The following is a 379-nucleotide window of genomic DNA, read 5'->3' on the forward strand; positions in this document are numbered from 1 at the left end:
AAGTCATAGCGTTATACACATTTCGTTGTCCGCGCCGCCCGCGCCAGCAAGCCGTTTACATTCAATGACTTGGAGGCTGGGCTTGTAAACTTTGGCCGAATCGCGTCTACTCTTGCAATTTGGGCGGGCGCGTGACGAAGGCTGCACAGCAGTGGATCGAGCAGGAATTTGCGGGGCTGGACCTTGGCGACGCCCGCCTGGACAGGAGGGCAAAGAAATTGATGGAACGACTTGCGGCCAATCCGACGGCCAGTATCCCCCAGGCGTGCGATAGCTGGAGCGAGACGTGCGCGGCGTACCGATTTTTGCGCAATACGGATGTGGCCTGGGAAGCCATCCTGGAGCCGCATTGGGCGAGCACGCAGGAACGCATGCGCAG

1 protein-coding gene is annotated in these 379 nt (G+C 59.6%); it reads left to right on the forward strand.

Annotated elements, in window-relative coordinates; translation table 11 throughout:
- Positions 1 to 176: 176 nt before the first annotated feature.
- Positions 177 to 379: transposase DNA-binding-containing protein (locus tag F6X37_RS36075; protein ID WP_262420175.1), on the forward strand; the 203-nt coding region annotated here is incomplete at its 3' end.

Origin of the sequence: Paraburkholderia sp. 31.1 (genome assembly GCF_014397645.1) — a bacterium.
In the GTDB taxonomy this organism is placed as follows: Bacteria; Pseudomonadota; Gammaproteobacteria; order Burkholderiales; family Burkholderiaceae; genus Paraburkholderia; species Paraburkholderia tuberum.